At 56.6% G+C, this 24212-nt stretch carries 25 protein-coding genes and 2 pseudogenes; 13 read left to right on the forward strand and 14 right to left on the reverse strand.

What is annotated here, in order from left to right:
* Positions 1 to 585, forward strand: a 585-nt coding sequence (locus AC1DIJ_RS28090; protein WP_477831713.1) for a Crp/Fnr family transcriptional regulator, incomplete at its 5' end; no start/stop codon positions are given.
* Positions 586 to 606: 21 nt separating this feature from the next.
* Here AC1DIJ_RS28090 and AC1DIJ_RS28095 read toward each other — a convergent pair.
* Entirely contained in the window at positions 607 to 1131 is a 525-nt protein-coding gene (locus tag AC1DIJ_RS28095; RefSeq protein WP_112386594.1) for a sigma-70 family RNA polymerase sigma factor, read from the reverse strand.
* Positions 1132 to 1451: 320 nt separating this feature from the next.
* Between AC1DIJ_RS28095 and AC1DIJ_RS28100 the strand changes: the two genes are divergently transcribed.
* The 3 genes from AC1DIJ_RS28100 to ligD all read left to right on the forward strand — a co-directional run bounded on the left by AC1DIJ_RS28100 (position 1452) and on the right by ligD (position 5495).
* Complete coding sequence (locus AC1DIJ_RS28100) at positions 1452 to 1685, forward strand: hypothetical protein (protein WP_112386593.1); 234 nt, start codon at positions 1452 to 1454, stop codon at positions 1683 to 1685.
* 17 nt (positions 1686 to 1702) lie between these two features.
* A complete protein-coding gene (locus tag AC1DIJ_RS28105) occupies positions 1703 to 2086 on the forward strand; it encodes a response regulator (protein ID WP_112386592.1) in 384 nt (127 codons plus the stop codon).
* Between the two features lie 754 nt (positions 2087 to 2840).
* Positions 2841 to 5495, forward strand: coding sequence for a DNA ligase D (gene ligD / locus AC1DIJ_RS28110; RefSeq protein WP_112386591.1), 2655 nt, complete (start codon positions 2841 to 2843; stop codon positions 5493 to 5495).
* 158 nt (positions 5496 to 5653) lie between these two features.
* Here ligD and AC1DIJ_RS28115 read toward each other — a convergent pair whose 3' ends face one another.
* On the reverse strand, positions 5654 to 5845 hold the full coding sequence (locus tag AC1DIJ_RS28115) for a CsbD family protein (RefSeq protein ID WP_112386590.1): 192 nt from the start codon (positions 5843 to 5845) through the stop codon (positions 5654 to 5656).
* Positions 5846 to 6646: 801 nt separating this feature from the next.
* Between AC1DIJ_RS28115 and AC1DIJ_RS28120 the strand changes: the two genes are divergently transcribed.
* Positions 6647 to 6958: a PepSY domain-containing protein gene (locus AC1DIJ_RS28120; protein WP_112386589.1), complete on the forward strand. Its 312-nt coding sequence runs from the start codon at positions 6647 to 6649 to the stop codon at positions 6956 to 6958.
* A 20-nt stretch (positions 6959 to 6978) separates the two neighbouring features.
* Complete coding sequence (locus AC1DIJ_RS28125) at positions 6979 to 7590, forward strand: general stress protein (protein WP_112386588.1); 612 nt, start codon at positions 6979 to 6981, stop codon at positions 7588 to 7590.
* Positions 7591 to 8033: 443 nt separating this feature from the next.
* Here the strand turns inward: AC1DIJ_RS28125 and AC1DIJ_RS28130 are convergent, their stop codons facing one another.
* Positions 8034 to 8582 (reverse strand): response regulator, encoded by a 549-nt coding sequence (locus tag AC1DIJ_RS28130; protein WP_112386587.1) that lies wholly within the window; start codon positions 8580 to 8582, stop codon positions 8034 to 8036.
* A 272-nt stretch (positions 8583 to 8854) separates the two neighbouring features.
* Between AC1DIJ_RS28130 and AC1DIJ_RS28135 the strand changes: the two genes are divergently transcribed.
* Positions 8855 to 10543: an FAD/NAD(P)-binding protein gene (locus AC1DIJ_RS28135; RefSeq protein ID WP_112386586.1), complete on the forward strand. Its 1689-nt coding sequence runs from the start codon at positions 8855 to 8857 to the stop codon at positions 10541 to 10543.
* Positions 10544 to 11022: 479 nt separating this feature from the next.
* A complete protein-coding gene (locus AC1DIJ_RS28140) occupies positions 11023 to 11259 on the forward strand; it encodes a DUF2934 domain-containing protein (RefSeq protein WP_112386584.1) in 237 nt (78 codons plus the stop codon).
* Positions 11260 to 11416: 157 nt separating this feature from the next.
* Here the strand turns inward: AC1DIJ_RS28140 and AC1DIJ_RS28145 are convergent, their stop codons facing one another.
* The 4 genes from AC1DIJ_RS28145 to AC1DIJ_RS28160 all read right to left on the reverse strand — a co-directional run bounded on the left by AC1DIJ_RS28145 (position 11417) and on the right by AC1DIJ_RS28160 (position 14792).
* The gene (locus tag AC1DIJ_RS28145; protein WP_112386583.1) at positions 11417 to 11644 is read right to left on the reverse strand and encodes a hypothetical protein; all 228 of its coding nucleotides are present in this window, start codon (positions 11642 to 11644) and stop codon (positions 11417 to 11419) included.
* 439 nt (positions 11645 to 12083) lie between these two features.
* On the reverse strand, positions 12084 to 12383 hold the full coding sequence (locus AC1DIJ_RS28150; protein WP_112386582.1) for a hypothetical protein: 300 nt from the start codon (positions 12381 to 12383) through the stop codon (positions 12084 to 12086).
* Between the two features lie 101 nt (positions 12384 to 12484).
* Positions 12485 to 12784 carry a hypothetical protein gene (locus AC1DIJ_RS28155; protein ID WP_148194372.1) on the reverse strand — a complete coding sequence of 100 codons (300 nt, stop codon included), beginning with the start codon at positions 12782 to 12784 and terminating at the stop codon, positions 12485 to 12487.
* A gap of 556 nt (positions 12785 to 13340) precedes the next feature.
* Complete coding sequence (locus tag AC1DIJ_RS28160; RefSeq protein WP_477831714.1) at positions 13341 to 14792, reverse strand: CYTH and CHAD domain-containing protein; 1452 nt, start codon at positions 14790 to 14792, stop codon at positions 13341 to 13343.
* A gap of 103 nt (positions 14793 to 14895) precedes the next feature.
* Here AC1DIJ_RS28160 and AC1DIJ_RS28165 point away from each other — a divergent pair, with 103 nt between their 5' ends.
* Entirely contained in the window at positions 14896 to 15348 is a 453-nt protein-coding gene (locus AC1DIJ_RS28165; protein WP_112386579.1) for an NUDIX hydrolase, read from the forward strand.
* Positions 15345 to 16340 carry an extracellular catalytic domain type 1 short-chain-length polyhydroxyalkanoate depolymerase gene (locus AC1DIJ_RS28170; RefSeq protein ID WP_112386577.1) on the forward strand — a complete coding sequence of 332 codons (996 nt, stop codon included), beginning with the start codon at positions 15345 to 15347 and terminating at the stop codon, positions 16338 to 16340. The genes AC1DIJ_RS28165 and AC1DIJ_RS28170 overlap by 4 nt, the downstream gene beginning before the upstream one ends.
* A gap of 82 nt (positions 16341 to 16422) precedes the next feature.
* Here AC1DIJ_RS28170 and AC1DIJ_RS28175 read toward each other — a convergent pair.
* The 6 genes and pseudogenes from AC1DIJ_RS28175 to AC1DIJ_RS28200 all read right to left on the reverse strand — a co-directional run.
* A pseudogene (locus tag AC1DIJ_RS28175) lies at positions 16423 to 16828 on the reverse strand (alpha/beta fold hydrolase); the annotation flags it as partial.
* A gap of 705 nt (positions 16829 to 17533) precedes the next feature.
* A complete protein-coding gene (locus AC1DIJ_RS28180) occupies positions 17534 to 18259 on the reverse strand; it encodes a Crp/Fnr family transcriptional regulator (RefSeq protein WP_112386575.1) in 726 nt (241 codons plus the stop codon).
* 606 nt (positions 18260 to 18865) lie between these two features.
* Positions 18866 to 19042 carry a hypothetical protein gene (locus tag AC1DIJ_RS28185; RefSeq protein ID WP_162705932.1) on the reverse strand — a complete coding sequence of 59 codons (177 nt, stop codon included), beginning with the start codon at positions 19040 to 19042 and terminating at the stop codon, positions 18866 to 18868.
* Between the two features lie 64 nt (positions 19043 to 19106).
* A complete protein-coding gene (locus AC1DIJ_RS28190; RefSeq protein ID WP_112386601.1) occupies positions 19107 to 19355 on the reverse strand; it encodes a DUF1488 family protein in 249 nt (82 codons plus the stop codon).
* A 98-nt stretch (positions 19356 to 19453) separates the two neighbouring features.
* Complete coding sequence (locus AC1DIJ_RS28195) at positions 19454 to 19744, reverse strand: hypothetical protein (protein ID WP_112386574.1); 291 nt, start codon at positions 19742 to 19744, stop codon at positions 19454 to 19456.
* Between the two features lie 719 nt (positions 19745 to 20463).
* Positions 20464 to 21362, reverse strand: a pseudogene (locus tag AC1DIJ_RS28200) (LysR family transcriptional regulator).
* A 107-nt stretch (positions 21363 to 21469) separates the two neighbouring features.
* Between AC1DIJ_RS28200 and AC1DIJ_RS28205 the strand changes: the two are divergent.
* Positions 21470 to 22219: an SDR family NAD(P)-dependent oxidoreductase gene (locus tag AC1DIJ_RS28205; protein ID WP_112386573.1), complete on the forward strand. Its 750-nt coding sequence runs from the start codon at positions 21470 to 21472 to the stop codon at positions 22217 to 22219.
* 26 nt (positions 22220 to 22245) lie between these two features.
* Positions 22246 to 22641 carry a nuclear transport factor 2 family protein gene (locus tag AC1DIJ_RS28210; RefSeq protein WP_477831715.1) on the forward strand — a complete coding sequence of 132 codons (396 nt, stop codon included), beginning with the start codon at positions 22246 to 22248 and terminating at the stop codon, positions 22639 to 22641.
* Between the two features lie 196 nt (positions 22642 to 22837).
* Here the strand turns inward: AC1DIJ_RS28210 and AC1DIJ_RS28215 are convergent, their stop codons facing one another.
* Entirely contained in the window at positions 22838 to 23215 is a 378-nt protein-coding gene (locus tag AC1DIJ_RS28215; RefSeq protein WP_112386569.1) for a hypothetical protein, read from the reverse strand.
* Between the two features lie 483 nt (positions 23216 to 23698).
* Between AC1DIJ_RS28215 and AC1DIJ_RS28220 the strand changes: the two genes are divergently transcribed.
* Positions 23699 to 24148 carry a hypothetical protein gene (locus AC1DIJ_RS28220; protein ID WP_477831716.1) on the forward strand — a complete coding sequence of 150 codons (450 nt, stop codon included), beginning with the start codon at positions 23699 to 23701 and terminating at the stop codon, positions 24146 to 24148.
* Positions 24149 to 24212 lie beyond the last annotated feature (64 nt).

The following is a 24212-nucleotide window of genomic DNA, read 5'->3' on the forward strand; positions in this document are numbered from 1 at the left end:
TCGACGAACACGCGCAATCGTATCCACTCGCTTCAACTCCCCCTCCATCCGTCAGCAAAAGACGGATGGTCAGACGAAACAGGTGGGGGGTCAAAATTGGACGCCGGTCACCCCGCCAGGGGGGTCAACATTCCACGCCGAAACACACAGGTGCCTGGCGAAGGGGTTAGAATAGCGACGCCGATTTTTGCAGCCGCCGTCTTCCAGTCTCATCAACTGAGACGGTCGCTCTTGCGCTATGCGCGGTCCGCCACCATTCAGCTTGCCTACACAACGCTTTGCAATGGCAAGACCCATATCGACCAGAGGTTGGCGCGTTGGCTGCTCATGGTCCACGACCGCATGCTGTCAAGCGCATTTCCTCTGACGCATGAGTTCCTATCTGTCATGCTGGGGGTGAGGCGTCCGAGCGTGACCGACGCGCTTCACGTCCTCGAAAAGCACGGTCTCATCGGCACAAGCCGCTCTATGATCACAATTAAAAATCGCGAGGCTCTCATTCTCTTTGCAGGGAGCACATATGGTCCAGCCGAACGAGAATACCTGAGACTGACTGGGCAGACCCTGGGGCAACGAAGCTGGTAAGGTTCCTTTGACGCTTGCTTGTCACGAAGCTGCAGTCGCCTCCCCCACACTGGCATCTCCCAAAAGGTCGGCCAAGTGGTGGCGAGCCCGAGAAACCCGGCTTTTTATCGTCCCGATTTCGCAACCGCCGGAGTGTGCAGCTTCAATATAAGACACACCGGCGGAGACAAGCATCAGTGCCTCACGCTCGTTGCTGGAAAGACGAAGCAGCGCTGTATTCACGTCAATTGCACGCATTTTCCAGTCCTGACTGGCTGCCACCGGCACATCTTGCAATGCCACGTCGGAAATCAGACCGCAGCTTTCGCGTTTAGCAGCCTTGTATCGGGTGGCGTAAAGGTTGCGCATAATGGTGAACATCCAGGATTTCATGCTCGTTCCGGCAGAGTACTGATCCAGATGTTCAATGGCCCGCTTTAGCACTTCTTGAACGAGGTCGTCGGCGTCGTTTTCGTTGGATGTAAAGCGGTAAGCAAATTTCCGTAGAGCCGGCATCAGTTCGACGATTTCGCGGCTATGCGCTGCGCTTGCTGGTAAGTGTAGCATTGACGATCTCCCAAAGAGCCACAACGCAGTGCCCACGTGGACGTTCCCGCCGATTTACGTACGATAGCGAACGCATTTACTTTGTCTCGCCTCAGTTTTACGAATTTGAATTGGTCAATTACGCTTTAATTGTAATAACTTATGGAGTGATATAGCAGGCTTCTCTATGCAAGGGGCTCTTTCTCGAAGCGAATAACATGTCCGGAAACGGACAATTCATGCCAAATAACTGGTAATTCGGTGTATCCGGAACATCGGCCGCTGCTACAGGCCGGCCGATTGGGAGAGAACACGCGCGCTCGGCAACAGAAAGCGACACCATGTTAATCGATGACCTCACAGATGCAGAACAACTTCAGCTTTTTCAAGATGTTTTCACCGAGTGGGCCGAGGCTACGGGTAACTCGCTCGAAACACAGCTGGCCAAACAGGCGGCTTCAATTGCCCTCAATCTGATCGCCTTCGGAGCCGCCACTCGCGAGGCGCTCAGCGCCGACCTGCATCGGTCGATGGAAGTCATCTCCTCTGCATCAAACGATAACATCCAGTCATAGTCTTGAGAGGATTGTTGATGACCTTTAGCGACCTAATAGGCAAACACGTCCTTGTCGTCGACGACGACTATCACCGGGCCAGCGAAACAGTGCTTTCCCTAGAAGATCAAGGAAGCGAAATCGTAGGTCCTTATCCGAATGTGCCGGAAGCAATCGAGGTTATCAATCACGCGGTCGTCGATGCCGCCGTTGTCAGTGTTCGGGTCCAACTCGCAGGCGTGGTCTCCCTAGCTGATCGACTGCTCGCCCATCGGATCCCCTTCGTCTTCATAACAGAAAACGACGAACCGCAGCTGCTACAGCGTTTTGGCAAGGTGCCGGTTTTGAAAGAGCCTCTCAAGCAGGAGCAAATGGTGATCGCATTGGCCGTCGCGGTGGCCCAGTCAGCGACCCGCCATTGACGCTCGTTCATAAGTGAACTTGGAAATGCAGAACATTCGCCGTACTACCTCACGGCGTCACCCCCAGCATCCACCGATGGGCGTATGTTGGATCGTCGGTCGGAATGCAGTGGCAGCGACCGCTTGGGAGTTGATACGAGCTCTCGCCCCTCTAACAGGGAGGGCGATCTATGTCGGAGCTATTCCGCGATTTCGTTCAAGGATGACGTGACCCCGGCATTCGAGGCCATGGCAGAGTACTGCGCAACACACCGCGTCACTCCGGACAGCATGGAGGGATGCTCCCTGGCGTCGCGCCTCTTCGACCTAGCAGGCCGGATATACGAGCAAAACCGAGTTGCTCACTGTATTGGGCAAAGCGCGCAAATCTCAGTGTCTCCTACGGTTCCGACGCACCCAACGAATTTCCACCGATTATGGGACGAAGAATGAAACAGTCGGCTGTTGATCTTATCCTTCGAGGAGAGCGATTCGTCGTTCGGGTGACCGAGCAGGATTTTACAGGCATTCACTTTGCACTTTCCTGGGTGTCAGGATAAAGCGTGCGCCTCGGCCTGCGGCTGCCCGGCCAGCCCGTCTTAAGCTTAGAATCGTAGTCGTAGCGTGCCGTACCCCGCCAGTAATAATTTTCTCAAGTGCAAGGCTGACTCGTTCCCCCTGGCCGAATGGTGAATGCAAATCGCCCGCACCCCCGGTGGGGAACCTTGATTAAGGTTGGGACATTTCGACTGTTCATCAACACGGAAAAGACGCCATGGCTGACAATCTTTCCAAGTACCGCGCCAAGCGAGATTTCAATAAGACCGCTGAGCCCAGCGGGGAGACTACCATTAAGTCGTCAAACCGCCTGCGTTTCGTCATTCAAAAGCATGATGCGACCCGTCTCCACTATGACCTACGCCTCGAACTCGACGGCGTTTTCAAATCTTGGGCTATCACCAAAGGACCGTCGCTCAATCCCCAGGACAAACGATTGGCCGTCGAGGTCGAGGATCATCCCCTCGACTACGGTGATTTTGAAGGCACCATTCCAAAGGGACAATATGGTGGCGGCACTGTCATGCTATGGGACCGTGGATACTGGGAACCAGAAGGAAACAAGAGCCCAGAACAAGCCTTGGCGAAAGGCGATTTCAAGTTCACCCTCGATGGCGACCGCCTTCACGGTAGCTTTGTTCTCGTTCGAATGCGTGGCAAGGAAGGTGAAAAACGTACCAACTGGCTGCTGATCAAGCACCATGACGATTATTCGGTCGAGGAAGATGGCGCAGCAGTGCTCGACGATAATGATACGTCGGTAGCGTCGGGGAGGACGATGGAAGCGATTGCTTTGGGAAAGGGCCGAAAGCCGAAAACGTTCATGACAACAGGAAGTGCCGTTGGGGCAGACGCCGTCTGGGATAGCAGCGAAGGACTTGCCAATGAAGGTCGGAAAGCCGGAACGAACACCAAGGCTAAAGCAGATCGCAAAGCTGCTGTCTCTGACATGCCTGAGTTTGTGGAGCCGCAGCTGTGTGAAACATTGGAGCGGCCGCCAACGTCCTCCGGCTGGATTCACGAGATCAAGTTCGACGGATACCGCATACAGATGCGCATTCAGGACGGCGAGGTGGCTCTGAAGACTCGGAAGGGATTGGACTGGACATCCAAGTATCCTGCTATCGCTCATTCGGGATCAAATCTGCCCGACGCGATCATTGACGGAGAGATTTGCGCCCTTGATGAGCATGGCGCCCCGGATTTTGCGGCGCTGCAGGCCGCCCTTTCGGAAGGCAAGACCGATGACCTTGTCTACTTCGCTTTCGATCTGATGTTTGAAGGTGCCGAAGACCTCCGCGAGCTTCCGTTGTCAGGGCGCAAGGAGAGGTTGGCGACATTGTTGTCCGACGCTGGTGATGATCCGCGCCTGAGGTTCGTCGAACACTTCGAGACCGGCGGAGACGCTGTTTTGCGGTCAGCATGCAAGCTTTCTCTTGAAGGGATCGTCTCGAAGAAGGCCGACGCCGCCTATGAATCAGGGAGGACGAAAACCTGGGCTAAGTCCAAATGCCGGGCAGGGCACGAGGTCGTCATCGGAGCATACGCGACCACGAGCGGTAAGTTCCGGTCGCTGCTCGTCGGTGTCAATCGCGGTAGTCATTTCGTCTACGTGGGTCGGGTAGGAACGGGCTACAAGGCCAGCGTCGTCGCCGAGCTGCTGTCGCGCCTCAAGAAAATGGAAGCATCAAGGTCACCGTTCACCGGGATTGGCGCACCGAAGAAGACCCCGGATATTGTGTGGCTTAAGCCAGAACTGGTCGCGGAAATTGAGTTTGCCGGCTGGACCGCTGATGGACAGGTCAGGCAAGCAGCGTTCAAAGGGCTGCGTGAGGACAAGCCAGCACGCGAGGTGGAGGCTGAGAAGCCAGCAAAACCGGCGGCGACCGATGTCCCGGACCCGACAACCGACAAGCCGACGACACCGAAGCCATCAAAATATCGGAAGGGCGCGAAAGTCGACGTCATGGGCGTTTTGATCTCTAGCCCAGACAAAGCCCTGTGGCCTGACGCTCTCGATGACGACCCGGTTACGAAGGTCGATCTGGCGAAGTATTACGAAGCCGTTGGCCCATGGCTCATCGAACACATCGAGGGACGGCCATGCTCGATCATCCGGACGCCGGATGGGATTGGCGGAGAGCAATTCTTCCAGCGCCATGCCATGCAGGGGACCTCCAACCTCATCGAACAAGTGAAGGTCAAGGGCGACAAGGCACCCTACCTGCAGATCGACCGCGTTGAAGGGTTGGCAGCAATCGCGCAGATTGGTGGCACCGAGCTTCATCCATGGAACTGTGAGCCAGGCCAGCCGGAAGTACCGGGTCGCCTGGTGTTCGACCTCGATCCCGGTCCTGACGTCGATTTCTCGACCGTCGTTGAAGGGGCACGGGAAATTCGGGACCGGTTGGAGGAACTGGGCCTCGTCAGTTTTTGCAAGACGACTGGAGGAAAGGGCCTCCATGTGGTGACGCCGCTATTGGTGCCGAAGGGCAAGAAGCTGTCATGGGATGAAGGTAAGGCGTTTGCACATGATGTCTGCCAGGAGATGGCAAGGGATAGTCCGGACCTTTACCTCATTAAGATGTCCAAGGCTCAGAGGAATGGCCGCATCTTCCTGGACTACCTGCGCAATGATCGAACTTCGACCGCAGTCGCACCGCTTTCGCCGCGCGCTCGTCCTGGTGCGACCGTGTCGATGCCGCTGAACTGGACACAGGTGAAGGCAGGTCTCGACCCAAAGCGATATACCATCCGTACCGTGCCGGGGCATTTATCGAACAGCAGCGCGTGGGAGGGTTACTGTGATAGTCAGCGCTCCCTCGAACAGGCGATGAAGAGACTAAGTAGAGGAAAGACGATAGCCGTATAGCATATCGAACGTCAGGTCATTCGAGTGTCCATCGCTGGAAGGAGGACCGTTGGCAGCAACGCAGGCAACCACTATGCCGACAGTCTCGCACGCGGACGGTAACAAAAAAGGCCCACCGGGTAGCACCTCTGGTGGGCCTTCTTCACGCCAACAGAAGCTTACGCTTTGTCGACAACCTTCTTGACTGCATCCTTAGCTTCGCCTTTGGCCTGCTGCGCGTCGCCCTTGGCTTCCTGCGCAATACCGTTGGCTTGCATCTCGCGGTCGCCAGTGGCTTTGCCGACACCCTGACGGGCTTTGCCTGCGAGTTCGTTCGCCTTACCGGAAACCTTGTCAGCTGTGCTGCCCATCGAATTTCTCCTTTTCAGAAACTGAATTGTATCAGTGGGATGTCAACGGCAGTCTCAAGAGATTGTTCCATCAGGCACTCCTTTGATGCTCCGGCTGATGGATCTGACCACGCTGCATGCACAGCCGGTTTGATCTTCAACAAAACTCGTCAGGAAGGGGGCTGAAGTGTGACGTTAAGCTTCGACGATTCCGGCACCGTCGCCGCGACCGACTACGGTGTAGAGGTTTCGCTCAGAAACGGCACTCTGCAGAGTACGATCAGGTCGTCAACGTCGAGGGCATCGGCCGGCCACCCGTGAGCTCTTCGTCTCTGGTGAGGAGGAGCCTCGATGACTCAATGCGACAGTGAGCGATTCATAGGTCCCACGGGGTGACGGGGACGACAGTCTCTGCCGGAAGTATCGCTAGTCAAAGTTCGGGGCGTGCTAACCGGCGACGTGGCATGGTGCGCCACGCGCTTTGCAGGGATCGGGCCCACACTTTCGACTGTCGGCGAAATAAACCCGGTAGCCTACGTCGAGAAGGGCAGGGGGCGCCGAAGTTCGCTCAAAAATCTGCAGAGACCCATGTCGCATGTCGCCCTGCGGCGAGCCACCTCTGCGAGCCGTCCACGCCCGGCCTTGGGCAACTCCGCTCGGAACGCTGTTCACGTCAAGCGCGACGGTTTCGAACTGCTTGAAAGCGCGTCCATCTCGCATAGTGTTCAAGAAACGAGTTGCAACAGCCTCGCGAACAAATAAATCATTGGAACTTCTAGGTTTTCAACGTGTTTCCGTTCCACCCAACAGGAGGTAACACCAATGAAGAAAATCACCCTTCTCACCGCGAGCCTTGTGCTTGTAGCATCTGCCGCTTTCGCACAGAGCCAGACGCCAACCACCTCGCAGACGACGCCTGCGGTCAACACCGAGCAGAACCCTGGCGCCCCAGTCGCTGGCAAAAACAGCTTCACCGAAGATCAGGCAAAATCGCGGATCGAGGAAGCCGGTTACAAGGATGTATCCGGCCTGAAGCTGGACGACCAGGGCGTCTGGCGCGCGACCGCTTCCAAGGATGGCAAGCCAGCAATGGTCTCTTTGGACTTCCAGGGCAACGTCACGCTCGCCAAATAAAACATAACGGAGAAATTCCCATGAAAACCACGATCACAGGACTTTACGACCATTACGACGACGCCAAGGCAGCCGTGAAGGCGCTCGAAGATGCCGGCGTCCCCTCGGACGATATCAGCATTGTCACCAATAAGGCCAATGGCGACCCCGATATCCAGGGGCAGGGCAACCGAGCGGGCGAAGGTGCAGGCACCGGCGCCGGTATCGGCGCAGTCGCGGGGGGCGCAGGTGGCCTCCTGACAGGCCTCGGCATGCTTGCGATTCCCGGCGTCGGCCCGGTCGTTGCTGCTGGCTGGCTTGCTGCGGCTGCAGCCGGTGCGGTTGCTGGTGCGGTTGCGGGCGGCGCAGTTGGCGGTATTGTCGGCGCAATGATTGATTCCGGCGTGCCGGAGGAGGACGCGAACTTCTACGCAGAGAGTGTTCGTCGTGGCGGCTCCGTCGTGACAGCCCGTGTCGAAGATGACCAACGCGCACCTGCCGAGGCGATCCTCAACTCGTCGCGCGTCGATGTCGCCGCTCGCCGTGCGAGCTACACCGAGCAGGGTTGGACACGCTTCGACGAAGCTGCGGATCCCTACACGCCGGCGCAGATCGCCGCTGAACGCGACCGGTATCGTGACAATCGTCTGTAACCACATCAACACAAAAAGGGGAAGCCTCGCAGCCTATGCGGGGCTTTTCTTACAGGAACGTCGTAGCGCCCTCGTTTCCTCAGCTGCTCTCGTGTCGACTGGTCAATCAGAACGAGTTCCCGATCGCCGCATGCCTTCGCTCGTGAAGTGGACGCACGAACCTGTCCGCCACCGAGCGACCTAACCAGACCCCACCATTGTTGTCCTATAGCGTCGAGGACGACCGAACGACTACAACCACTGGCGTCAGGTTCGCCGATAGAATGGCTTGGGACGCGACAGAGGTCACGGCAGCTCCTCTCAATTGAGGCGCAGAACTTCCGACCAAGCGGCCGCGTCTATCAAGCTTCCATCGTGGGATGGTTTTGCCGTTGGTCGAGTGGCGTCACTCCGACGGCTCGGGATCGATCGTTGAGCAACTTCTAGGGAAGTTTCCGCGCTGGCTAACCGCCGGAAGCAATCAGTCCGAGCAGTTCAAATCCCGATGCCGGCTTTGCGAGAAACGAAATGCCAAGTTCGTCATCGTGATGGGCAAGCGTGATCAATCCGGACGTGACGATGATTCTGATTTGAGGCCAGCGAGTGCGAACCGTCGCAGCCAGACCTAGGCCGTCCACACTTCCGGGCATATCGACGTCCGTGAAGAGAATATCGATCTTGTTATTTCTGAGGTGAATAAGGGCTTCGTCGGCGTTCGCTGCTTCAAACGTACTATGTCCTGCCTCATCAAGGAAATCGACAAAGTTGTAGCGGAGCTGGGGCTCGTCCTCAACGATAAGGACGCTGTGGCTCATTGCGAAACGGTCCGGCGTGTTTGGGCGTGCGCGTGAGATTACCTCTGCACCATCCTTCGAGGCGCGTGTCAGCTCAAGCAGATCACGTTCGAGCACGGCCTGTGCCCAGTGTTTATCGTCCTGCCCAAAGGGACGTCCAGCTTGCTCCCAAAGAGCATAGGCACGTGCGGCGGTCCAATCGTTTCTATTTTGATCCATAGCTAGGTCTCGCAAGCGTGAAGTGGGCATGTGTGCCGGAAATCCAAAAGCGGTCAGCGAGGACTGCTGCTGCCCCCGTTTGCACAGGCGGAGAAAAATGCGGAAGCCTTGATTTGGTTCCGCGAATTTCCGAGAACTTGACGCGATTCCGGGGGTCTGTGAGAGAACGTGTTCACAGTCGGATCAGGAGACATCGGAACCATGTGGATCAGCCCACGTTCCTTACTCCCCAACTTCCTCCGCCCATTCTGGCGCGATTATCGAAAGACTTTATGACACGGATAGCTATTATCGGATCGGGTCCAACTGGCATTTATGCGTTGAAGGGCCTCATCGCGTCGGAGAGGCCGCTTTCCATTACGATCTTCGAGGAGACGCCAGATGCCGGGAAGGGCACGCCGTACCATCCGGCCGTAAACGACCGCGCGATGCTGGCCAACATCGCTAGTATCGAGATCCCGCCGATCTGCGAGAGCCTTGTCGATTGGCTTAGCTCCAGAACTGACGATGAGCTGCGCGTACTGGGCATAGAACGACGAGCGATTGGTGACCGTGAGTTCTATCCCCGCGTCGTGCTTGGGGACTATTTTGCAGACCAGTTTTGGATGCTTGTGAAGCGCGGGATTGCGGCGCGTCACGCCATCGACGTGAAAGCCGGTCACAAAATCCTCGATATCAAGCTCGGGAGAGACGATATCTCCCTGTCATTCGCACGTCGCGGCGGCGAGGCTGGCGAAGCCCAATTCGGTCACGTCATAATGGCCACAGGTCATGACTGGCCGGAAAACACCGAGGTCGCACCAGGCTATTTCTCGTCTCCATGGCCCGCCGACGCGATCCGGCGGATTGGGCCAGTCGAGGTGGGTGTCCTCGGGACCTCGCTGAGCGGAATCGACGCCGTCGTTTCCGTGGCCACAGCCCATGGCATGTTCCTTCGTGACGAGGATGATACGCTCCACTATCAACCAGAGCCCGACAGCGAGGGTTTTCACCTCACCATGATGTCACGCAAGGGATTGCTTCCGGAAGCGGATTTCTACTGTCCAATTCCCTACAGGCCTCTAGACGTGTGCACGAAGAGCGCTGTCGAAAGACTGATTTCCGACGTTCCCGATCGTCTCCTGGACGAGGTCTTCGAACTCTTCAAACAGGAGATTGTCCTGAACGATCCGGACTATGCCGCAAGGATAGGACTGGGACTGTCGACGGTCGAGGATATCGCCGACAGGTATTTCCGGGTCCGTGAAGAGGCAGACCCGTTCGTGTGGGCGGCGAGAAATCTCTCTGAGGCAAAAGCTAACAAGGCAACTCGCTCGACAGTAGAATGGCGCTACGCGATCCTGCGCATGCATGAGGTCGTCGCCCTCGCTGTGCCCCACTTTAATGACAGCGACCTAAAGCGTTTCCACGAGCACTTCAAAACGGTGTTCGTTGACGACTATGCTACCGTCCCCCACCAATCCGTCGAACGCCTACTGGCCCTGCACAATGTCGGCAAACTTCATGTGCGCGCCTTAGGCGACGATTACGATATCCAACGCACCGACGACGAACCTGGTACCATCGTCAGCACGGACACCCAGAGTATGAGCTTTTCGGCGTTCATTGACGCCACCGGCCAGCATGCACTGTCGGCATCGGACCTTCCGTTCCCGAGCCTGCGGCGCGCCGACGTCTTGAAGGACGCACAGACCACAATTCGGGAATTGGACAAGGCCAACACTTCTTTCCGTAGGACCGGGGGCATCGACATCGATGAAGACTTTCGGCCGCGCGTCGGACCCGACCTGACCAATCATCTCTACTGCGTCTCCGTACCGTTTCTCCTTCACAAGCTTCCCTTCGTCCAGGGAATTACCAGCTCGCATGAACTCGGGAAGCGGGTGGCGCGCGCCATCCTAGCCTCAATCAGCAGGGACGAGCGGCTGTTTCAGTTCGAGGGCTCCAGGGAAGCCACGTAGACCACTACAGTGACCGAAACTACTCCCTCGCGGATAACGCCTCCATAGATTTCGAACCGACGGCCGCGCCCTCTGGCTATGGCACGCAACAAGTCGGGGTCTTCATTCCTGATTGCAAGCATGGTGATGGCGCAGCGTTTGGCCATCTCGATGACCGTTCCGCTGTAAGAGCCGGCTTCCGGGTGACCGAACGTTCCAGCGCCACCATCTTTTTATCTAGCCCCTCTCACGGCTTCCGTCGGTGTGTAGTCACTGGTCCTGTTCCGATCGCGCCATGTTCACGGCATCACCGAAATCAGCCCCCACCTGGTGGTAGTCGTCAGTGTGTTTCGTCATTCGATCCTCTTGGGGTGGCCAGCTCGTGTTTCCGGCAAATGCCGCCCTTCACGGAGAGTTTCGTTTTATCGGAAAATCTTCGACGCGCTTCCAGGAACATTGGACGGACTTCGCGATTATCAGTCGCCAACAGGAGAACGTCGATGGATAAAGATCAAGACCAACGTGAGCGCGCCTACAAGATCTGGGAGGAAGAAGGCCGCCCAGACGGCCAGCATGACGACCACTGGCGTCGGGCGGAAGAGCAGCATGAGAAGACCGAAGAGGAGGCAGCCGCGGTCACTGAAGCCAACCAACACGCCTCCGATGAATTCAACCGCAAAAATAGAAAAAAGGCGTCGCCGATCGACAGGCCGCCATCCAGTGTCGCTCCGGATTGATTTCGTCAACAATACCCAAGCCGGCTTGGGCCACTGCCAGAAATCAAGTTGGCCCACCTTTGTGTGGGCCACTAGCACAGTGTGGACCTCGTCCCGGCTGCAATTTGCTGATTGCTTTCTCGACGCCGCGGCCGTCAAAGAAATCGGATCAATGCCGTCAACTAACGGCCAGCACCTTTTCCAGATCTTCTTCGGATATAGGCCAAGCCTCGATGAGACCATTCGATTTCAAAATAAGCGTCATCCTCCGATGATAGGCTTCCCACATCACGTCAATCGGCTCTTCATCAATTCGCAGGTCAAAGGTCCCCGCCGGGTGTGGCTTGGCCATCCCAGCTAGTTGGAAGGGCCGAGTGATGGAAATGCTTTTAACAGTTGTCTTCATGACATTGATCCGTTTCCTTGGGATCGGGCTCGTGTCGAGCCCGATCGTGAGGTAGGCGGCATCTCGGGACGTTACTAGCGCGAAACGAGTGCTCTTGAAGGCACAGCTATCGCAATTGGGGGCCCAGTGATGTCTTTCATTGTTTGCTGCTGTTGGCTGTAAGGACGATGACCTCCGGCGATGTGGCGCTCGTCCTCGACTATGCCTTTTCCTAACACTTCAACTGAAAATCGATTGGACATTCACTGCTACCGCGTGGATCCGGAAAACTTTGTAAATGCGATACTACGCGCCGAGGTGTTGCCACTTTCAAACAACAGTTTTGATCAATAGACAAAACCACTGGACTATAATGGACGCATCCCCCTTGGCTGGCTATGCCATTCTCTCTCAGCCAATATCCTTTTGATCCGCGCGCAGAACTTGACGGATCGATGCTTCAATCGATGGGATGGTTCTGAGGGGCGAAATGATGAAATCGCCTGGGCCGGCTTTGCTTGGAACGCACCGCACCCCCCTCGTTCTCCCAGGCGGCCAGGGCAGCAGGATCAGAGTTCAAGCGCTGCCGTCGAGACGCCGGATAATTCTCAGCAGCTATGGTCGCGCCTTCAATTCGGCGGATGATCGCGATTTCTGCCAAATGCGGTTCACCGGGGTCGGCTCGGATATCGGACGTCGCGTAATTCGCTCGTTTCAAGATGAGCCTCAGCAGTCTCTGACCTTCAGATATGTGGCTCATTCTCAAGTCCTCTATTTCTGAAGGACGCACGACCTGCCAATGCGAATACCGTAGTTCAGTCGCGCGCGTACTCGTTTCGAAAAAGCAGCTATGTAGCCTTGTTAGTGAACGCGACGCCCTTGAGGCGTTACGCCGTATACGGCATACCGATGCAGGCCCGAAAACGGCAGGATTTTGGATCCCGTATCGGTCATGTCGAAATTTCGGTGCAGCGCGTTAGCAAGCTGAGCCGGATCTTTCACACCTTCACGGAAGAGCTTAATTAAAAGCTTGGCTGCAGCGTTCATATGGCCGTCTGAGTGTACCGAGATATTTCCTGTATAGCCGCAGCTTACAAGGATGCCCTGAAGCATCGTCAGGTCTTCTGTTTCCAGATGGGAAGTGCTGATTTTGGAAGACATCAAGTCCTCCTTTCGGTCGGGGCGAAGCTTGACAGCCTCAATCGGCAGCGCCCGTTCAATGGCTGCCAAGGCAGTCAACCTGCTCTCAACGACAGACAATAGCAAACGAATTCTTGGCGGTGACAGTCACCGCCAAGCCCCAGACTGCTGATCGGGGGGGCCGATACCGTGCAGTAGCTCTATTGGGTCAGTATCCTGAGGCCTGTCCGGCTGATCTAAGCGACACGGGCATATCGCAATGCCCGCCCCGACGGCGCGTAGGGGATAGGGTTCGCCCATACACGAGCGGGTGGGCGAACCCTCTGGCGCCAGCTTGGCGGAAGCGATCCGTTAAAGGGCAACTCTCCTCTCCCGTTATCGAGAGCTATCTCTCGGGCCATGGTGGCGTGAGATGAGCAAGTTTCGCCGCTTTACGCTGATTGCAGAGCGAGAGTATCTCATACTGGATTTCGGCTTGATTGACAGGAACCGACCACCCTGGATTATAGGTCGATAGCTGGTGCCGCCTCGTTAGACAGTGCGCTCTCCCGGTGGCAAATGAAATGACGCTCGCCAGTTACAGCCAGAACCGCTTCGCGTCGAGAAGATCGTCGAGCGATGCTTGCGCCTTTTCGATCAGCGCCTCCTTGTCGGCATGCGAAACCACGGACGCTCTTGCGGGATGCTCAGCGAGGCCATGCTTCTCAAGCACTTCATGCCCGGTAGCCAGATCGTTCAAGGCGCCGAGGTCATCCTGGAGCGCTTCCATCGCGGCAAGAAATTTCCTGTGCCGGCGCGCTGCGCGCTTGTTCTCGAACAGCGAAACGAAGAATTCGGTGGTATAGCGAAGCTTCTTTGCGTCCTTGCGAACCTCATGGCGATGCTCGTCATCGACCTTCATCAGATTGTGCCCGGCCTTCTTTATCCGCTTGCGCTGTTTGTCCAACACACGCACCGCAAACTCCTGAGCACTCGGTATATCCGCCATTGCGCTTCCCATTCCCGAGAGGTATTCGCCACATTCGAGCCATTCGAAGAGGTCGAGCATCAGCGCTCTCGCTCTCGATGAACCCAAGGCTTCAATCGCGTCACGATAAGCGGCCTCTTTGGCCGCTTTCAGCCTGGAGACGATATCGGCATTGGTGGCTTTTACAAGGAGCACATCGACGTTCCGAGCCTCGCCCAGGACCGCGGCAATCCATCGAAGCTCCTCTTTCAGCCGCTCCGGTTCGCTGCCTGGGATGAACATCTTGAACAGCGAGAAGGCAGACCTCAGCCGGCGAAGAGCGACGCGCGCCTGATGCAGAGCCTCTGGGTTCCGCTTCTGGAGAAGTATGTCCTCGTTTAGCCGAAATTGCCGGACGCAGGATAAGGCAATCGCCTGGAACGCGCTGGCCGCATTCATGTCCGGTTCGAGATCGACGCGCTCGGCCTTGAAAGCCTGTTTTTGCGCCTCAATCAGCGCGAAGCCCCGTTCAGCTTTGGAGCGCATGCCGAACCGAAAGCCTGCGACGCCGTCGATCTTTCTCGCGCAAACGAAAAGGTCGCTGATCTTTCCATCCTTCAGTTCGATTTCGGCTTCGCGTATGGGGAAACGACGGTCGCCCGATATGATTTCACCCCGGTCGATGACAACTTCGATGCGCGAGCCGTTTTCCTCAAGGTCCCATTGGCATCGTTCGATCAAAACGTCAAAGACCGGCTCCAGCTTCAGGTTGGTGCCAAACTTGCCGATAAGTGGGCTAGTGTGGTCGAGGACGGGTTCATCCCCCCCGATCGGCGCTTCCCATTCCGATCGCGCAAAAAGCGACCGGGCTGGGCCGGTGGCTTTCACAGTCTGCACGCGCGCATCACCAACCTTTCGTATGCGCAGCGTGTACCCTTCCTGCCAAAGCGCTCGATCCCTCGTATCGAAGTAGGTCGATCGTTGCTTCAAAATCGTCGCAGGTTCGCCAAGCAGGTGGGAACCGAGAAGGCTCTCTGTCGCTTCATCTGAAAGGTCGAGCTTAATTTCGGTCTCGGATGACACGATCGACTCCAGTTCGTGGTGGACGTTCTCAAACGCCGACCTAGCTGTCATAGTTCAGTGGTACAGCGCTTTGATGAAAGTTAGGAAGAAATCGAAAAGCAATATGCTCTCGGATGACCTCTCATTCTCTTCGACCCCGACGTCACCTCGTGACATCCAGCAGGCCGGAGCGATCTGCTATCGTCGCAATGAAAATGGAGTGCTCAGTATCCTCCTCGTTGGCAGTCGCAGGAGCGGTCGCTGGGGCATTCCAAAAGGGCATCTCGATCCCGGTGAGACCAGTCATCTCGCCGCGGGACGGGAATCTTTCGAAGAGGCCGGAGTGGTTGGCGCGGTCGAGAGAGATGTTTTCGGCACTTTCAGCTATACAAAGGATAGCTCACCACATCGCTACCAGGTTGCCGTCCATCTCCTTGAGGTTTCCACACTGGCGGCAGACTTCCCCGAGAAAGCGGTACGAAAACAGAAGTGGTTTACACTGAAGGCCGCAGTTCGTGACGCCGCCCAGCCGGGCCTGCAGGCCTTGCTCGAAAAGCTGGACGCCATGGGCCAATGACGTTCAGCTTCGCAAAATCGCTGTCGACGGCAATCCGCTCGCAAAAGAAAGTCGCCAGAATCTTAGAAGCCGTTTTGCAGCCGCCGGCGCGCAAGCGGAGACGAAGCGTCTCGCCGCGGCTCGTGACAACGGTAGGGTTCGGCACCAATCCCGGGCGGCTCGTCATGAAATCATTTATCCCTGCCAACCTGCCGAAAAAACCGGCGCTGGTGGTCGTGTTGCACGGATGCGGGCAGACACCCGAAAGTCTGGATGCCGCTTCCGGCTTCTCGCGGCTGGCAAGGGACAGGGGCTTTGTTATTCTCTATCCAGAGCAGACGAGAAGAAATAATTCGCAGTTATGCTTCAACTGGTTTCGCCCCAGCGCCATCGCCCGCGACCGCGGCGAGTTGCTCTCCATCAAGCAGATGATCGAATATGCCAGTAGCCGGCATAAGATCAACGCGAACCGCGTTTTCATCGTCGGGCTTTCAGCCGGTGGGGCCATGACCGCAGTCCTGTTGGCAACCTATCCAGATCTTTTTGCGGGTGCGGCGATCGTCGGCGGAATGCCGGTTGGGGCCGTTCGCGACGCGATGTCGGCTCTTCGTGCGATGAAATCTGGCGCTGCCGCGCCCACTGAGGGATGGGGTCGCAGGATCACGACCATCTCGCCTAAACCGCGGTTGTGGCCCCCAATTACCATCTGGCACGGAACGGCTGATCGCGTCGTCAACCCGGCGAACGCAGATACCAGCATCGACCAATGGCTGGGAGCCATGAACATCGATCGCCGATCAGGTGACGTCCAAACAAAGACCTGGGGCCACCTGCATTCGTGGAAGGCTGCCAATGGGTCCGCAGTTTCTTTGTATTCGATCGCAGGCATGGCCCATGGTCTTCCCATCAAATCGCGCGGCGGCGCCCAGCGCATCAAAGACCCCTTCGTGCTCGCGACCAACGTTTCAGCGCCTCTTGAATTGATGCGGTTGTGGGGGCTGCCTAGACGCTGAGTTGGTCACGGCAGTTGCCCGTGGGCGTCCATGACGCTGCCAGCTATTCGCAGTTCTGCTCGCGCAACATCGCGATTGTCCGTTAGATCTGAAGGAACGCCAGCAAGTCAGCATTCAAGACATCGGCATTGACGGTGAGCATGCCGTGCGAAAAGGCCGGACAGGTCTTGGTGATGCCACTCCTTAGAAGCTTGATTGACTTGCACGCAGCATCGGCGAGTGGGACTATCTGATCATCTTCACCGTGCAGTACCAGGGTGGAGACCGATATCGACTGAGATCTTCGGTCTGGTCCGTTTCAGAAAAGCCTTGATGCCGCCCTAGTGTGCTTTTGCGGCGCCCATCGAGCCCTGCCACCACCTGTTCTGGATCACCGCTTCCTGCACAGCTGCGCGTTCACGGTTGAAACCATAAAACGGGGCCACCGGGAAATCACGGACGAATTTCGACCGGTTGGCAGCGAGTGCTGATCGCGGACCATCGAACAATGTCTTCAAGCGTGCATTTATCGCGACGCGGCCACAAGCATTGCTCATAACGAATTAATCGAGTAAGTGCGTTCCACACCAACAATTCCTTGGGTATGTTCTGTGGATATGTATGATATGTTCACGTTAATTCTCAGCGCAAATTAATAATTGGACATAGTCGTATTTCTGGTTTGTTCATCTTTGAGAAAGATTTGCCACTGGCTTGCATAAATGTCCGGTAACGTGCATTTGAGGCGTTTGGCAACAATTGCTTAGAGGCTCTAGTCCTTATCGAGATCGCCGGCCCTTGCGATTCGGATTGGATGGCCGATGGTAAGGCGCATCAGCCACCCTGAAGCAATCTTCTGGGACAAAGTCCGTCGGCAACTTACACTTTCGCGAGCGGCCAGCGATGTTCCGGTTTGCGCGCAGTCGGAAGCACGATCAAGAAACACAGTATGCCCGGCGCGTAGGTGGAGCGTGGCCGTCTTCACAGCTGAACCCGGTCTGCACCATCCTAGCAAGTCTGCCTCGAAGGCGAGTAAGCGTTGATAGATAACAAAAAACTAGTGATGGCAAGAATTCGAGCTGAGATGGCGAAGGGCACGTCAACATCAGATGTTGTAGAGATTGTCGCTGAAATATTCGCCAGACAAACGGCAGCAGACGAAGCGGAAGCGATACGGAACGCCCCAAGGTCTAAAAAGACCTGAACCAATAAAGCTAGGCTGTCGGGTCCAGACCGCCGATATTTGCCATGTATTCTCGTTCCGGCACCCCGTAGGCGTCGCCCGCCACTGCGAGGAGCCCCGCTCGGTCCCGTATGGTTACATAGGTTCTCGCCGCTGCGATAAGGTGCTTTCCCTCAAGAATATGGAGCATTTCTGTAACGCTTTGGCGGCGCACCGCCAGCATGATGCTCATAAGTTTGTGGGTGAGATGGATCTGGTCCCCGTTGGAACGATCGTGACACATCAGGAGCCAGCGCGCTAAACGTGCTTCGAGCTGATGAGCGGCATTTGTGTACGCTGTATAGGCAATTTGGACCGACGCTGCCTGAAGGTATCTTGTCAGAAAATTCCGAAGCGAGACGCTCTCGGCCATCGCCGCCTGGAGATGAACATTTGCGATTCGGAAGCCCCAACCGTCAACGTGCATAAAGACATGATAGGGCAAGGACGAAGTCCCCGCGATTCCGGAGGTGGGCGCCAAGCCTTCTCGTCCGAACAGCGCGATTTCAGATTTGCGCCCATCAGGAGGACCCACAACGATCGAGCCGATACCCGTTTCTGGAAAATAGGTGTAGTCGCTGATGGTACCAGGCTCGGCTAGACTTGCATTACGCGGGAGATCAACCTTCTCCAAGAACGGGCGAACTCTATCGAGATCGCTCCTCGCCAACTTGGCTAAGAGATTATTTCGGAAAAGTAATTTTGCAATCTCCGGCATTGCTCGTCCTCGTGAGGCAAGAGCAATCGGGTCTCAAAGTCGGTGCGTCAGATTGATTGCAACCGATGATCAGAGCCTAGTCTCCGACAATTCGTTTATGTCGGATTATCTTGACCGACAATTGGCCGGCAGCCCTGTGCACTTTATCGGACGTTGGAAACTTCGCGTGTAGGCCTGACGTTCAGCGAAAACGCTCTATAGTCTGTCCGGTATCGTCCATTTCTATCGGGCCCCGGCGCTACGACCCGCTGCCAGAAGGCCTTTAAACAAGAGGTTGAGGGCCAACATAAGAAAGAACCGCGAGAGCTACGGTTGTTCGGGGCCGAAGTGAATCGAGAAACCACGGTCTGTCAGTTGCCGGATTGATCTGAGGAGTGCAACGGGCTCTCGCCTCCCTCCCACCTTCAATTCAAGCTCGCAAGCAAGATCGATTGGGTCGGTCATACCTCCCTGGACAAGTCTGATCAGCAATCTTGCAGCGACATTGGGAGGCGCATTGGCCCATACATTTGTGCTGTGGCCAGCATCCCCCAGAAGTTCTGCGATCAAGCTCAACTGTTCGGTGGTGACGTAGCGCACGTTTCCGGAATACATGACGGCACACACTCACCGTGTCGTCAGCACATCTCGCTCTGCGCTCAACTTTCGATAGAGGGCAGTAAGCTCCGTATGTCTGGATTCCTTGATATTGGGGGACGCCATCTCGGCATCCAGTTTTTTCAGCTCGAGTGCGATTTCCATCGATCTCGCTTCATTGCCGTCTGACGATCTGAACCTGATCATGTTGTTCTCCGTGAAAGGCTGCCGTTGAAATCTGCCAATGCCGGCGGTTGCGTTATCAGGCAGTTCAAGCCATATCCTGGAGACTCAGTGTCAGGTTATTGCTTCGGCGTCGCTCATAGAGTTTGGCTGCCGCTTCCAGCACCGATGCCCGGTCGCTGTCGAATGCGCTGAGGCACCGCGCCGCCGTCGTCTGCTTCAACGCTGACGCCTCAACCAGGAATTTGACTTCAAACATGCCGTCGTATCCGGTGAAGCGTACGCCGTTCTTTATTTCGTCGAAACTTCGGCTTCGGTTGGGAAACACTAGCGACATCTTGGTCCGACCTTTAATTTTCGCAGTTTTAGGGCGCAAACCAATGACGCCAATCAAGCGATCAACTGGCTTCCGCAGTTTGCTGGCGAGCGGCGTTGTTACGTGGCAGTCGTGTCGCGATGCGGTAAGCCTGGGATTGCGAACGGATGTAGCGCTTTACTCGATACGCGGGGTTTCATTTCGTAACGACCAAAGTGATTTTCGAGCTCGGTTTGAAGATCCACCGGATGTTCCATCCCTGCCTGAAACGATTTGATCAGTAGTTTCCCTGCGGGTGTCACGCGCGTGCCTGTCAGCTCGTGGCTTGAGTAGCCCGCATCTTTCAGCACATTTTGAAGAAAGTTGATATCGGCGACTGTTAGAAGGTGAGGCGAGAGTGCGGAAGACATTGCGTCCTCCTTTCAGTCGGGGCTAGGGCGTGATGACCCTAAAGCAGCAGCGCCCTGAACATGGCTTACTGAAGGAAGAACCTTGCGCTTCTAGAGCGAAGAAAGCAAACGAATACGGGCCTTCATCGAAACCGGAGGAATAATCGCTGTCCGTAAAGCGAAGTTGATGGCCGTGGGCCTCATCGTCCAGCCCCAACGAAAAGGCTCTGGACAGAACCGGTTGCGGAAACACAGAAGCCCCATCCGGCGTTTCGCGGGCGATGACGAGGAGTGATATCGAACGATCGTGTATTGTGACTTTTCCTGGCGCTCAATCCGGAAGGGACGCATCCCTCCAGGAGCGAGAGGCAGCTGGCAGATTTCGCTTCAACCAAGTGCAAAGGGAAATCGCAACATGTCGCACATTGACCCGCGCTGTCTTGCCGTCCGTTTGATGCGAGGACCACGACGGGAAGACTATCTTACATTGCATGGAAAATCCTGACGATGAAAGACCCTCGAAGGTTCGGAAATATGAGCAGACGCTACAGCACAATATCGGCAATGCTGCTTTTCTAGTTTCCTGGCCAGTCTCCAATGAGAAGCGAGTTTTAGGAGCACAGAGATCTATATGAAGGCGCTCAGTCGGTCGGTCTCAATGGGCCGATGCGAGCTTCCTCGCGCTCGGACGCAAGCTTCCGAGTTGTTAGCGGCGCAGAGCTAAAAACGCATCTCGATCGTCACTCAGCCAGGGCGTCTTTCGGGAATCCCGCCGCAAGCCCATCGATAAATTTGCGCACCGCTGGCGGCAGGCCGCGCCTTGTCGTGAAAACCAGATGGACAAGCCCTTTCATGCCGCGCCAAGCGGGAAGAACACGCACCAGCTTGCCTTCGCCCAGTGCCTGTCTGCAGCTATGATCTGGAAGTAGTGCCACGCCGAGGCCGGCAAGGGCTGCCGTGCGGACGGCAGTGAAGTCGGCGCAGCCAATCCTCGGTTCGTGTCGCAACGTATGCGTCCGACCCTCCTCGGTCTCCAGGAACCAGTTTACTTCGCCCTGATCGTCGGTGGTCGATAGCGTTGGTTGAGCAGCAAGGTCCTCGACCGAGCCAATGCGGCTTGCGATCTGCGGGCTGGCCACGAGGATTCGGGTCGAGTTTCCAAGTGAGCGCATCGTCAACGAGGCATCGCCTTCCAGTGAGGTGCGCACGCGCAAGGCCACGTCGATCCGCTCCTCGATGAGATCCACCGGTCGATAGCCACCAGCTGCAAGCGAACTTTTGGGTATTGAACAAGGAAGCGCGTGACGAGCGGAGAGATCGCCTCGACGAGCCCGGTCGGACAACTCATGCGGATCATCCCATGCGGCTCCGATTGCGCTTCGGCAACGAGCGCCTCAGCACGTTCGGCTTCCGTCATCATGGCCCTGCAACGCTCGTAGAAGGACTTGCCAACATCGGTTACGCGGAAACGCCGGCTTGAGCGTTCGATAAGACGGATACCAAGGCGAGCCTCCAGTCCTGCCACCCGCCGACTGAGTTTCGACTTGGGTTCGCGCAGTGCGCGGCCCGCCGCCGCGAACCCGCCGTGGGCGACCACTTCCGCAAAATAGACAAGGTCATTCAGATCGTACCGCATCATCGTTCTCCGTTTGGAACGATGGGTAACAGATTTGACGGCTATTTGCATAATCGTTCCGCTGTCATGTTCTTTTCAACGGCACTAGGCCGTCCACAAGGAGCAACACAATGAGAACTTTTGAAAACAAGGTTGTAATCGTCACGGGCGGCACAAGCGGCATCGGACTTGCGACAGCACAGGCATTTTCGCAGGCAGGCGCATCGGTTTTCATCACCGGCCGGCGCAAAGATGCGCTTGATGCAGCCGTCAAGACGATAGGCGGCCGCGTCACCGGCGTGCAGGCCGACATGAGCAAGCTCGTCGATATCGACCGCCTCTACGACGCCGTCCAGCAGAAGCATGGCCATATCGACGTCGTCTTCGCCAATGCCGGAGGCGGCGAGATGGCGCCGCTCGGCGCAATCAGCGAGGAGCACTATCAGAAAACCTTCGATACCAACGTGAAGGGCACGTTGTTCACTGTTCAGAAGGCACTGCCGCTTCTGCGCGACGGGGCCTCGATCATCCTCACCTCATCGACGACCAGCATTTCCGGCACGCCGGCCTTCAGCGTCTACTCCGCGACAAAGGCGGCGGTGCGCAATTTCGCGCGCAATTGGATCCTCGATCTGAAAGATCGCCATATCCGCGTCAATGCGATCTCCCCGGGCGTGACCGATACGGCTGGCCTCAACGAGTTGTTCGGCAACGGCCAAAGCGCCGAGAACACCAAGAACTACCTTGCCGGCCTCATTCCGGCAGGCCGCGTTGGTCAGCCCGAAGAGATCGCTAAGGCCGTGCTGTTCCTGGCCTCGGACGACGCTTCCTTCATCAACGGTGTCGAGCTGTTCGTCGACGGCGGCCAGGCACAGATCTAGGCTCACCGCCGCAAGGGAGAACCATCATGGCTGATATCGCCACGCTTCTTGAGCGCAACCTTCAGGGCATTTTCGGGGAGGGGGACGATACCCTGCGCCGAAAGGTCGCCGAAGAAATCTTTCATGACGATGCCGTGTTCGTCGAACCACACGGGATCTATCGCGGACGAGACGAAATCGTCCGGATAGCTGGGATCATCCGAGCCTTGCATCCGACATTCCGATACTCGACGCTCGGGCGTGCTGACGTGCTGCATGATAAGGCGGGACGCTTGCGCTGGGTGTCGGGGGTGCCGGGTGAACCGCCTGCCTATGCGGGCACCGACTTCATCGTCGTAAGTGATGGCCGGATCGCCGCCGTTTACCTGTTCTTTGATGGTGCGCCTGATCCGACCAGTCCGGCTGTGAACGATGGTCAATGACCGGCGGATCTCCAAGACAAGTTCTCGCCTAGTAAACGGGCATGATACCCCTGCCGTCCGTCACTTCTTGATAATCAAAAAACAGGTCGCGGCGTAATCGATATGCGACGGTCGGGGATCGGCAGAAGAGCTCGACCGTCGTATGGCCCACGATCTGTGGCCAAAACGTTGGCACGCATCGCCTCCGGCGACGCGATCAACCCTTGGTCTGGCTTGTTTTCGTTGAAGCCGGAAGACCTCCCGTCTGCTTCAAGAACACAATGGTTTCAGCGCAGACCTCGCGCCTGCGAGCATCTCGAAGCGACAACAGCCGCCTCTTGTCACCAGGCGTCACATCTGTGCCGCCGGCCCGGGATGCGAGCTCATCGGTTTCAACAAGATCGATCAGGAGATTGCGCATGACGCCATTCATTTCGTGGAGATTGCGCATTTCCAACATCGCCGGTGAAGTCCGCATTCTTCGCGAAATCGCATCGTCGATAGACTTTTCCGTCAGTTTCGTTTTGACGACGAGGTAGCGAGCGGCCAGCACGCCGAGTACTGTAAAAATAAAGATAAAGACGGTGACAAGCATGACGACGGGCTCCTAGTGCCGAATAAATCGTGCTCGGCAACGGGTTGGTCAATGCCCTCCCGCAGAAAGTCGCGAACGGAGTGCCATATGACCTTCAGTGTGTCTCCGGCTGGAGGCAAACACGGTCGCGGTGGTCCGGCCGCTTGTGGGATCTCACCTTTGGCTTTGTGCCACAACGATCGCGGCGCACGATGGGCAGACTGGAGACGATTCGATTTTGAATCTCTGCCGCTAAGCTCCTTGAGTAACGAGGTGATCATTGCAGCAATTTTTCGAGACTTCACAGGGCCTGCTGGCAATTGGAGCGATCCTTGGGGCAGGTCGCGTCACACTTGGGGCGCTGATTCCCACTTTTACGTCCGTCCTTTCCCGCAGGCGCTCAGCCTCTGATGAACGAAGCGCGGCCATGCAGGCGGTTCTGGCTTTGGACGACTTCGTGGGGTCGAGCTATTCAGCCGTTCACGACACCCCGGAATCAATCCGATGAACGAGGACGAGTTCGTCTTCCACATTCCCGATCCGGTCCTGGCGTTGCCGTCGCCGGATCGCTTGGAGCTCCTTGATGAGGAAATTGCCGATGAAATCATGTGGCTTGGCAATCGCGTCCTTAACTTGGGACGTGCCCTTGATGCGCTCGATCTCTCGGCTCGAAATTTTGATGGCTTCTTCGAGCGCCGGCGGGAAGGCTACGCAGTCCTTGCGGCGCAAGCGATGGACCTGATCGACCGTCTGGTCAGCGAGTACGAGCTTCGTATGCCCGACAAGCCTGATTATTATCGGCAGAGGGAGGGCTTTGTCCGCGTCCTGCAAAGCTCGGGGGAAAGCCGGCAAAGCACACGGACGGCGCGTCAGGTCAACAAGACGACCGGTTCCAACGTGACCCAGCTGTTTCCGAAGGCAACCGACGACGCTGACTGGCGGCCCCCAAAATAGACCCGGCGACCTTTTGGCACCTCGCGGCTGAGGCAACGACATCGTATCTATTCCTGCAATCGCC

This window comes from Rhizobium sp. 10N427, assembly GCF_056394605.1.

Bases quoted from the DNA above. Each gene is read 5' to 3' on its own strand.
- AC1DIJ_RS28130 (WP_112386587.1), bottom strand. From the start codon at position 8,582: ATGGATCAAAATAGAAACGATTGGACCGCCGCACGTGCCTATGCTCTT.
- AC1DIJ_RS28155 (WP_148194372.1), bottom strand. From the start codon at position 12,784: ATGTCTTCCAAAATCAGCACTTCCCATCTGGAAACAGAAGACCTGACG.
- AC1DIJ_RS28140 (WP_112386584.1), top strand. From the start codon at position 11,023: ATGGATAAAGATCAAGACCAACGTGAGCGCGCCTACAAGATCTGGGAG.
- AC1DIJ_RS28210 (WP_477831715.1), top strand. From the start codon at position 22,246: ATGGCTGATATCGCCACGCTTCTTGAGCGCAACCTTCAGGGCATTTTC.
- AC1DIJ_RS28165 (WP_112386579.1), top strand. From the start codon at position 14,896: ATGCTCTCGGATGACCTCTCATTCTCTTCGACCCCGACGTCACCTCGT.
- AC1DIJ_RS28205 (WP_112386573.1), top strand. From the start codon at position 21,470: ATGAGAACTTTTGAAAACAAGGTTGTAATCGTCACGGGCGGCACAAGC.
- AC1DIJ_RS28170 (WP_112386577.1), top strand. From the start codon at position 15,345: ATGACGTTCAGCTTCGCAAAATCGCTGTCGACGGCAATCCGCTCGCAA.
- AC1DIJ_RS28220 (WP_477831716.1), top strand. From the start codon at position 23,699: ATGAACGAGGACGAGTTCGTCTTCCACATTCCCGATCCGGTCCTGGCG.
- AC1DIJ_RS28115 (WP_112386590.1), bottom strand. From the start codon at position 5,845: ATGGGCAGCACAGCTGACAAGGTTTCCGGTAAGGCGAACGAACTCGCA.
- AC1DIJ_RS28150 (WP_112386582.1), bottom strand. From the start codon at position 12,383: ATGAGCCACATATCTGAAGGTCAGAGACTGCTGAGGCTCATCTTGAAA.
- AC1DIJ_RS28185 (WP_162705932.1), bottom strand. From the start codon at position 19,042: ATGATCAGGTTCAGATCGTCAGACGGCAATGAAGCGAGATCGATGGAA.
- AC1DIJ_RS28190 (WP_112386601.1), bottom strand. From the start codon at position 19,355: ATGTCGCTAGTGTTTCCCAACCGAAGCCGAAGTTTCGACGAAATAAAG.
- AC1DIJ_RS28100 (WP_112386593.1), top strand. From the start codon at position 1,452: ATGTTAATCGATGACCTCACAGATGCAGAACAACTTCAGCTTTTTCAA.
- ligD (WP_112386591.1), top strand. From the start codon at position 2,841: ATGGCTGACAATCTTTCCAAGTACCGCGCCAAGCGAGATTTCAATAAG.
- AC1DIJ_RS28195 (WP_112386574.1), bottom strand. From the start codon at position 19,744: ATGTCTTCCGCACTCTCGCCTCACCTTCTAACAGTCGCCGATATCAAC.
- AC1DIJ_RS28125 (WP_112386588.1), top strand. From the start codon at position 6,979: ATGAAAACCACGATCACAGGACTTTACGACCATTACGACGACGCCAAG.
- AC1DIJ_RS28105 (WP_112386592.1), top strand. From the start codon at position 1,703: ATGACCTTTAGCGACCTAATAGGCAAACACGTCCTTGTCGTCGACGAC.
- AC1DIJ_RS28145 (WP_112386583.1), bottom strand. From the start codon at position 11,644: ATGAAGACAACTGTTAAAAGCATTTCCATCACTCGGCCCTTCCAACTA.
- AC1DIJ_RS28120 (WP_112386589.1), top strand. From the start codon at position 6,647: ATGAAGAAAATCACCCTTCTCACCGCGAGCCTTGTGCTTGTAGCATCT.
- AC1DIJ_RS28135 (WP_112386586.1), top strand. From the start codon at position 8,855: ATGACACGGATAGCTATTATCGGATCGGGTCCAACTGGCATTTATGCG.
- AC1DIJ_RS28180 (WP_112386575.1), bottom strand. From the start codon at position 18,259: ATGCCGGAGATTGCAAAATTACTTTTCCGAAATAATCTCTTAGCCAAG.
- AC1DIJ_RS28215 (WP_112386569.1), bottom strand. From the start codon at position 23,215: ATGCTTGTCACCGTCTTTATCTTTATTTTTACAGTACTCGGCGTGCTG.
- AC1DIJ_RS28095 (WP_112386594.1), bottom strand. From the start codon at position 1,131: ATGCTACACTTACCAGCAAGCGCAGCGCATAGCCGCGAAATCGTCGAA.